9 protein-coding genes are annotated in these 6960 nt (G+C 65.2%); all 9 read left to right on the top strand.

The window, feature by feature from the left end; translation table 11 throughout:
• The coding region (locus tag HMPREF0178_RS02060) for a hypothetical protein (protein ID WP_009378613.1) at window positions 1–1420 on the top strand (1420 nt) is incomplete at its 5' end.
• The gene (locus HMPREF0178_RS02055) at window positions 1410–1619 is read left to right on the top strand and encodes a hypothetical protein (protein ID WP_009378612.1); all 210 of its coding nucleotides are present in this window, start codon (window positions 1410–1412) and stop codon (window positions 1617–1619) included. The genes HMPREF0178_RS02060 and HMPREF0178_RS02055, both read left to right, overlap by 11 nt.
• Entirely contained in the window at window positions 1619–2656 is a 1038-nt protein-coding gene (locus tag HMPREF0178_RS02050; protein ID WP_009378611.1) for a phage late control D family protein, read from the top strand. The genes HMPREF0178_RS02055 and HMPREF0178_RS02050 overlap by 1 nt, the downstream gene beginning before the upstream one ends.
• The gene (locus HMPREF0178_RS02045) at window positions 2656–3306 is read left to right on the top strand and encodes a phage baseplate assembly protein V (RefSeq protein ID WP_009378610.1); all 651 of its coding nucleotides are present in this window, start codon (window positions 2656–2658) and stop codon (window positions 3304–3306) included. The genes HMPREF0178_RS02050 and HMPREF0178_RS02045 overlap by 1 nt, the downstream gene beginning before the upstream one ends.
• Window positions 3303–3695 carry a phage tail protein gene (locus tag HMPREF0178_RS02040; RefSeq protein ID WP_009378609.1) on the top strand — a complete coding sequence of 131 codons (393 nt, stop codon included), beginning with the start codon at window positions 3303–3305 and terminating at the stop codon, window positions 3693–3695. The genes HMPREF0178_RS02045 and HMPREF0178_RS02040 overlap by 4 nt, the downstream gene beginning before the upstream one ends.
• Window positions 3695–4036 carry a GPW/gp25 family protein gene (locus HMPREF0178_RS02035; RefSeq protein ID WP_009378608.1) on the top strand — a complete coding sequence of 114 codons (342 nt, stop codon included), beginning with the start codon at window positions 3695–3697 and terminating at the stop codon, window positions 4034–4036. Before HMPREF0178_RS02040 ends, HMPREF0178_RS02035 begins: the two co-directional genes overlap by 1 nt.
• Window positions 4023–5153 carry a baseplate J/gp47 family protein gene (locus HMPREF0178_RS02030; RefSeq protein WP_009378607.1) on the top strand — a complete coding sequence of 377 codons (1131 nt, stop codon included), beginning with the start codon at window positions 4023–4025 and terminating at the stop codon, window positions 5151–5153. Before HMPREF0178_RS02035 ends, HMPREF0178_RS02030 begins: the two co-directional genes overlap by 14 nt.
• Window positions 5146–5886: a phage tail protein I gene (locus HMPREF0178_RS02025; RefSeq protein WP_009378606.1), complete on the top strand. Its 741-nt coding sequence runs from the start codon at window positions 5146–5148 to the stop codon at window positions 5884–5886. Before HMPREF0178_RS02030 ends, HMPREF0178_RS02025 begins: the two co-directional genes overlap by 8 nt.
• The coding region (locus HMPREF0178_RS20300; RefSeq protein WP_009378605.1) for a phage tail protein at window positions 5883–6960 on the top strand (1078 nt) is incomplete at its 3' end. The genes HMPREF0178_RS02025 and HMPREF0178_RS20300, both read left to right, overlap by 4 nt.

Genomic DNA, 6960 nt, shown 5'->3' with positions numbered 1-6960 from the left:
CAGCCGCATCGCCGGAGCAGGTTCGCGTTTTTTCGCTGGCGGCTTGCGTTCCATCCTTGTCGCGTCCGGCGTGGGGGCATTGCTGGTGGCGCTAGGCTTTGCCGTGGATTTCGTGATCGAGCATTGGGGCACCATTGGCCCCGCCCTGAAAGGAATCTGGGATGGCATCGTGGGGACCATTTCTCAGACTGTGGGCAGCATCATCAACTTCTTTGTGATCGGTTGGGCCTCCATTACGGATACATGGAACCGTCTGGGCGTCTTCTTTTCCGTGCTCGGCGGCAACCTCCTTAAAGTATTTGAGCCTGCCATCACGTTCATCACCGGGTTGTTCTCCAGAGCAAAGAACACCTGCCTACAGGTATGGTCGAGCGTCACGGGCTTTTTCAGCGGGCTGTGGGGAGGCGTCACGAGCGCTGCGGAAAGCACATGGACATGGATTACGGATGCCGCTTCTACAGCGTGGAATGGCGTAACCGGGCTTTGGAACGGCGTCACAAGTTTCTTTGCCGTCATGTGGGATGGCGTCAGCGCAGGCGCCGGCGTCATGTGGGGCTGGATGAGCGACGCCGCTTCTGGTGCATGGAACGGCATCGTTTCTGTTTGGGAGGGTGCAACGAATTTTTTCGGTGGTCTTTGCGATGCCATCACGGGCGTGTTCGCCAGCATGTTCCAGTGGCTGCGGGACAGCTTCGATTGGGTTTTCAGTACTATCGACACGGTAAAATCAGCCGTAGATAAAGTCACCGGGGCGGTGTCCGACGCATGGAATACGGCCTTCGGAGACGATGGGGAAACACCCTCGGAAAAGTCCACGCCCGTGGCATCCGCTGCGCCCGAACCACCCAAAGCCATATCTATGTCCACCAGCGGTAAAAAGGCGGCTCAGACTGCTCCTCCCGTATCGGAGAGTCCGGCCAAGCCATCTTATCAAAGCCGGGCGGATGCCGTGGCAGGTTTGGCCTCCACTCCCGCCAGCAGCTCCAACAAGAAGGGGAAGGGCGGCAAGAAAGGGAAGGGACCCGGACCCGTTACGGTCGTATCGCTGGACAGCGGCAACAGGTTCAGCACGGTATTCATCCCGGCTGCGAAGAAGGACAAGCCCGTGGGGGCTTCTGTGCTCATGGCTTCAGCGTCCGGGCAAAGTCCTGTCGGCGCGAAGTTCGGCCGCGATGCCTTTCCGCCCGTGCTTCCACAGACGCCGATGTTGCTGGAGCGCAACAAAAAGGCTCCCACGCAGCGCCAGCCGGAGGCCTCGGGCGACATCCAGATCGTGCAGCATTTCAACATCGCGGATGCGGGGAATCTCCCCGCGCTCAAAAAGGAGCTCCGGCGTCTGGAGCCGGAGTTTGAAAAGCTCGTCCGGCGCGCGCTCGAAAGGATGCGTTCGGACAAGGCGAGGACGGCACATGCCCAGTGAGAAGACGACGCGGCAGGGGCAGGCGTGGGACCAGCTTGCGAAGGACGCCTACGGAGACGAGCTGCGGCTCGGCACGCTGTTCCCTGAGAACGTGGACGAAATGGACACCCTGATCTTCGGCGGCGACGTGCGCGTGGTTGCGCCGGAAGCGCCGTCTGTCGCCAAGGTGTCCTCGCTGCCCCCGTGGGAGCGTATGTGATGCGCCGCGCAGCCGTGACCGTCAGCATCAAGGGCCATGACGTGACCCTCGACCTCATGCCGTACCTCGTCAGCCTGACCTACACCGACAAGGCCGACGAGGAGCTGGACGATCTCCAGATCGTGCTGGAGGACCGCGAGGGCATCTGGCAGGGGGACTGGCTCCCGCAGACCGGGGACGTGATCGAGGCCAGCATCCTCACGGAGAACTGGCGGGAGATCGGCGCGGTCGAGGAGCTGCCCTGCGGGAAGTTCGAGGTGGACGAGATGGAGCTCGAATCGAGTGCGGAGGGAGGCGACACCGTGACCGTCAAGGCCGTGCCCGCCGCCGTGAAGTCCTCGCTCATGCTCCAGAAGAAGACCCGCTCGTGGGAGAAGACGCCGATCACCACGGTCATCGCGGACATTGCCGGGGCCGCCGGGCTGGACACGCTCTACCGGGGGCCTGAGCTGGTCTATGAACGGGTGGAGCAGCGGCAGGAGAGCGACCTTGAGTTCATGCAGCGCATCACCAAGGAGCAGGGCCTCCGGCTGGCGGTGAAAAGCGACAGGGTGGTCGTGTACGCGGGCCAGACGGCGGACCGGCTGGAGCCCATCGCCATCAGGCGGGCGCCGGAGGCCGACCCCGGCGAGGGGCTGGACTTCCAGTCCTTCCGGGCCAAGCGGACGACCGAGGGCATCTACACGCAATGCGTGGTCGGCTACACGAAAGCGGCGGATTCCGAGACGATAGAGACACAGTACGAGCCGAACATCCCGCCGACGACCGGGCGCGTGCTCTACATCAACAAGCGGATCGAGAATCAGGCGCAGGCCGAGCGCATGGCGAAGGCGGAGCTGCGCGACAAGAACCGCAAGGAACAGACCGCCTCGCTGTCCGGCATGGGCGACACCCGGTTCCGGGCGGGCACCGTGCTGGACATTCAGGGATGGGGCCGCTTCGACTCGAAATACGTCATCGCCCAGGCGACGCACACGTTCTCGGCGGATGGCGGCTATACGACCAGCCTCGAGCTGGAAAAGGCGCTGGATTACTGATGGATATGAAGATGAACGAACTTGCCCGCGTGGGTTTTGTCGTGTCCCGCCAGCCTGAGAAGCACCGCGTCCGGGTGGAGTTCCGTGACACCGTGACCGCGAAGCTCGTCTCCGGGTGGCTCCCCGTGCTGGTGCCCCGCGCCAGCGCGGACATGGCTTTCGACCTGCCGGACGTGGGGGATCAGGTGCTCTGCCTGTTCCTCGGCAACGGGCTGGAGGAGGGCTTCGTGCTCGGCTCCATGTATGGGGCGCAGAAACCGCCCGTGGCGAGCGGCGACAAGTTCCACCGGACGTTCAGCGACGGCACCACGCTTGAGTACGACCGCGCCGCGCACAAACTCAGGGCCTCGGTCAGAGGCGACGTGGAGGCCAGCGTGACCGGAAATGTTGAAGTGACGCTTCAAGGAAACGGCAAGGTGACGGCTGGCGGCGCGCTGGAGCTGACCTCGGCGGCGAAGATCGGCCTGAACACGCCCGCGCTCTCGATGGGCGGGTCCGGAGGCGGGGGGACGGAGGCCGCGACGCAGGGGAACATCCGGCACCGGGGCAACATAACCGTCACCGGGGGAGACGTGACCGTGAACGGCATTTCCTTCCTCAGCCATGTCCACGACTGTCCGCACGGCGGGACCACCGGAGCGCCCAAATGATGTACCAGGGCGTCCTCGGCACCTTCTTTTTCACCGTGAGCGACTTTGAGGTGGCGACGTTCCGCGACCTCAAGCAGCAGCGGGAGATCCAGTTTGCCGAGCACAAATGCGTGTCCGGGCTCCCTAAAATGCAGCACACGGGCCGCAATCTGGACACCCTCAGCCTGACCGTGCAGCTTTTCCCGCTGACGCCGCTGGCCCTGACCGTGGACATGCGGATCGACGCCCTGCGCGAGTTGGCGGTGCTCGGCGAGGAGGTCCCGCTCGTGCTCGGCCTGACCTACTACGGCCTGTACGTGCTCAAAAGCGTTGAGGTGCAGCACCGGATTTTCCACAACGGCGTGACCATGAGCGCCGAAATAGCCCTGAACCTCACGGAGTACAATTGATGGAACTGACTGTGGATATGGGCGTGCCCACGTCCGTGGAAATCGGCGCGACGGGGCTGCGCGGTCTGGCGCAGGAAATCCGCACGGCGCTGGCGACCCGCAAGGGGTCCGTGGCGCTCGACCGGGACTTCGGCCTGTCGTGGGAGCTGATCGACCTGCCCCTTCCGGAGTCGAGGCCGCTGCTCGTCGCGGAGATAGGGCGGGGGCTGGAGCGCTGCGTCCCGCGCATCAAGGTCAAGAGCGTGACCTTCAGGACGGACGCGCCCGGAGCGTCTGACGGGAGGCTGACGCCCGTGGTCACGGTCGAAATCCGCAAGGAGTATTTGAATGACTTCCGTTGACCTGTCGGCCCTGCCGTCCGTCGCCTTCGCGCCGCAGAGCGCCGGGGAGACGGAGACGGCGATCATCACGGCGTATGAGGCCATCGCCAAGGCGACGCTCCAGCCGGGCGACCCGGTGCGCCTGTTCCTTGAGTCGCTGGCCTACATCCTTTCGGTCCAGAACGGGCTCATCGACCTTGCCGGGAAGCAGAACCTCCTTGCCTACGCGCGGGGCGGTCATCTCGACCATCTCGGCGCGCCGATGGGCGTGATCCGCATCAAGCCGCAGCCAGCCCGGACGACCGTCCGGTTCGGCGTTGACGAGGCGCTGGACTTCGCCGTGCCCATCCCTGCGGGGACGCGCGTGACCACGCAGTCCGGCGGGGTCATGTTCGCCACGCTGTCCGACGCCGTGCTTGCCGCGGGGGAGCTTTTTGTCGAAACCTCCGCGAAGGCCACGGAAGCGGGGGCCTCGGGCAACGGCCTGTTGCCGGGCCAGATATGCCGCCTCGTCGATCCGCTGCCGTACATCACGCTGGTGAGCAACGTGGCCACCACGCTTTCCGGCTGTGACGAGGAGGGGGACGAGCGGTTCCGCGACCGCATCCGCATGGCTCCGGAGAGCTTTTCCGTTGCCGGGCCGAACGGCGCGTATGAAGCGCGGGTCAAGGCGGTGAGCGCCGACATCAGCGCGGTGAGCGTCACCTCCCCGACGCCGGGCATCGTGGACATCCGTTTTGTCATGACGGACGGGGAACTGCCGGACGCGGCCATGATCGAAGAGGTGGAGAACGCGCTGACGCCCAAGGACGTGCGCCCGCTCACCGACAAGGTGCTCGTCGGGTCGCCGGAGACGGTGGAGTACGCGCTTGCCGGGAAGTGGTTCCTGTCGTCGTCGGACTCCACGCTGCTGGCCTCGATCACGAAGGCCGTGGATGCGGCTGTGGAAGGGTATCGCCTCTGGCAGCGGTCGAAGCCGGGGCGGGACATCAACCCCGACGAGCTGGTGGCCCGGATGCGCAACGCCGGGGCCAAGCGCGTGGAACTGGAGACACCCGTTTTCAAACGGCTCACCGAGACGCAGATAGCGCGCGAGACGTCCGTGGCCATGACGTTCGGCGGGGTGGAAGATGAGTAGCCGGCGCATCGGTTCCACCCCGTTCCTTGAGCTGCTCCCGGATTCCATCGCTGGCGATCCGGCGATCCGGGCGGCGGCCGACGCGCTGGACGGGCTGCTTGTGCCGTCCGTGAAGGCCATCCCGTCGCTGCTGCTGTACGCGCGGCTCTACGGCAAGGAGCCGGACCTGCTGCCGCCCCTGCGCCGCCTTGCGGAACAGGCCGGGGGCTTGCGGGCGCTTGAAGAGCCGCTGCTCGACCTGCTGGCGTGGCAGCTCCACGTCGACAATTACGACATCGCCCGGACGTACGCGGAACGGCTGGAGATGGTGAAGACGGCCATCGCCGTGCACCGCAAAAAGGGGACGCCGTGGGCCGTGGAAACCGCCGTGACCGCCGCCCTCGGCAACGTCGAGACGACCGTGACGGAGTGGTACGACTACGAGGGCGGCCAGCCGTACCATTTCAAAGTGCTGGTGACGCTGTTTGAGCAGGGCATCGTTGCCGACGACATCAACCGCGCCCGCCAGATCGTACTTGAGACGAAGAACACCCGGTCGCACCTCGACCACCTCGGCATCACCGTGGCGCTCGGCAGCAACTGCGAGACGCGCTTCGGGGCAGCCCTCGGCATGGGGAACACCATGACCATCTGGCCCGAGGAGATCACGGATCTGGAACAGGAACTTTCGCTGAATACGGGCGCCATCGCGCACTGGCAGCACATTTTGACCATCGCACCGGAGGAGATATGAGCCAACAATTCCGTACTGTAACGACCAACGCCGGACGCAACGCCGTCCGGGAAGCGCTGGCGCAGGGCAAGACCGTCAAGCTCTCGCACATGTCCGTGGGCGACGGCGGGGGCAGCCCGGTCACGCCCACGTCCTCGATGACGGCCCTCGTGAACGAGCGTTTCCGCGCCCAGATCAACGACATCGTGCTTGATCCGGACACCCCGGATTTGTTCACCGCCGAGCTGTTCATCCCGCAGGCCGAGGGCGGCTGGTACATCCGCGAGGTGGGCCTGTGGATGGACGACGGGACGCTGTTCGCCGTGGGCAACACGCCGCTGACCGAGAAGCCGGACATCAGTTCCGGCGCGGCAACGGACCTGCTTGTCCGGCTCATCATCCGCGTCCTCGATGCGGCCACGGTTTTCATCGAGATCGACCCGGCGCAGGTGCTGGCGACGCGGGAGTACGTCGACCGCAAGCTCGACGCGCACAACAAGGACGGCGGAGCGCACGAGACGCTGGCCCGCAAGAGCGTGCAGATCAAGGCCGGGACGGGGCTCACGGGCGGCGGCACGCTCGAAGCCGACCGGACGCTGACCATCAAGTACGGCAACACGGCGGGCACCGCGTGTCAGGGCAATGACGTGCGCCTTGCCGACGCTCGGACGCCAAAGCCGCACAAGGCGACCCACCAGACCGGAGGTTCGGACGCCATCACGCCAGCGGACATCGGGGCTGCGGCCAAGACGATTCAGATCAAGCCGGGCACGGGCCTCACTGGGGGCGGCACTCTCGAAGCGGATCGAACCCTGACGGTCAGCTATGGCACGGCTGCGGGCACAGCGTGCCAAGGGAACGACGCTCGTCTGAGCAATGCCCGGACGCCCACGGCACACAAAGCCACACACAAGACCGGGGGCACGGACGCGCTCACTCCTGCGGATATCGGTGCTGTCCCGACGACCATTCAGGTTATCGCCGGAACCGGGCTCTCCGGAGGCGGTTCACTTACGGAGAACCGGACGTTGGCAGTCACCTATGGCACGGCTACGGGCACGGCTTGTCAGGGAAACGACGCTCGTCTGAGCAATG

This window comes from Bilophila sp. 4_1_30, assembly GCF_000224655.1.
Classification (GTDB): Bacteria; Desulfobacterota; Desulfovibrionia; order Desulfovibrionales; family Desulfovibrionaceae; genus Bilophila; species Bilophila wadsworthia.
Note: the sequence above shows the minus strand (reverse complement) of the source record. Positions and strands in the feature narration are given on the sequence as shown.

What these genes read in the sequence shown, in the direction of transcription:
- HMPREF0178_RS02055 (WP_009378612.1), top strand. Translation starts at nt 1,410, where the DNA reads ATGCCCAGTGAGAAGACGACGCGGCAGGGGCAGGCGTGGGACCAGCTT.
- HMPREF0178_RS02050 (WP_009378611.1), top strand. Translation starts at nt 1,619, where the DNA reads ATGCGCCGCGCAGCCGTGACCGTCAGCATCAAGGGCCATGACGTGACC.
- HMPREF0178_RS02045 (WP_009378610.1), top strand. Translation starts at nt 2,656, where the DNA reads ATGGATATGAAGATGAACGAACTTGCCCGCGTGGGTTTTGTCGTGTCC.
- HMPREF0178_RS02040 (WP_009378609.1), top strand. Translation starts at nt 3,303, where the DNA reads ATGATGTACCAGGGCGTCCTCGGCACCTTCTTTTTCACCGTGAGCGAC.
- HMPREF0178_RS02035 (WP_009378608.1), top strand. Translation starts at nt 3,695, where the DNA reads ATGGAACTGACTGTGGATATGGGCGTGCCCACGTCCGTGGAAATCGGC.
- HMPREF0178_RS02030 (WP_009378607.1), top strand. Translation starts at nt 4,023, where the DNA reads ATGACTTCCGTTGACCTGTCGGCCCTGCCGTCCGTCGCCTTCGCGCCG.
- HMPREF0178_RS02025 (WP_009378606.1), top strand. Translation starts at nt 5,146, where the DNA reads ATGAGTAGCCGGCGCATCGGTTCCACCCCGTTCCTTGAGCTGCTCCCG.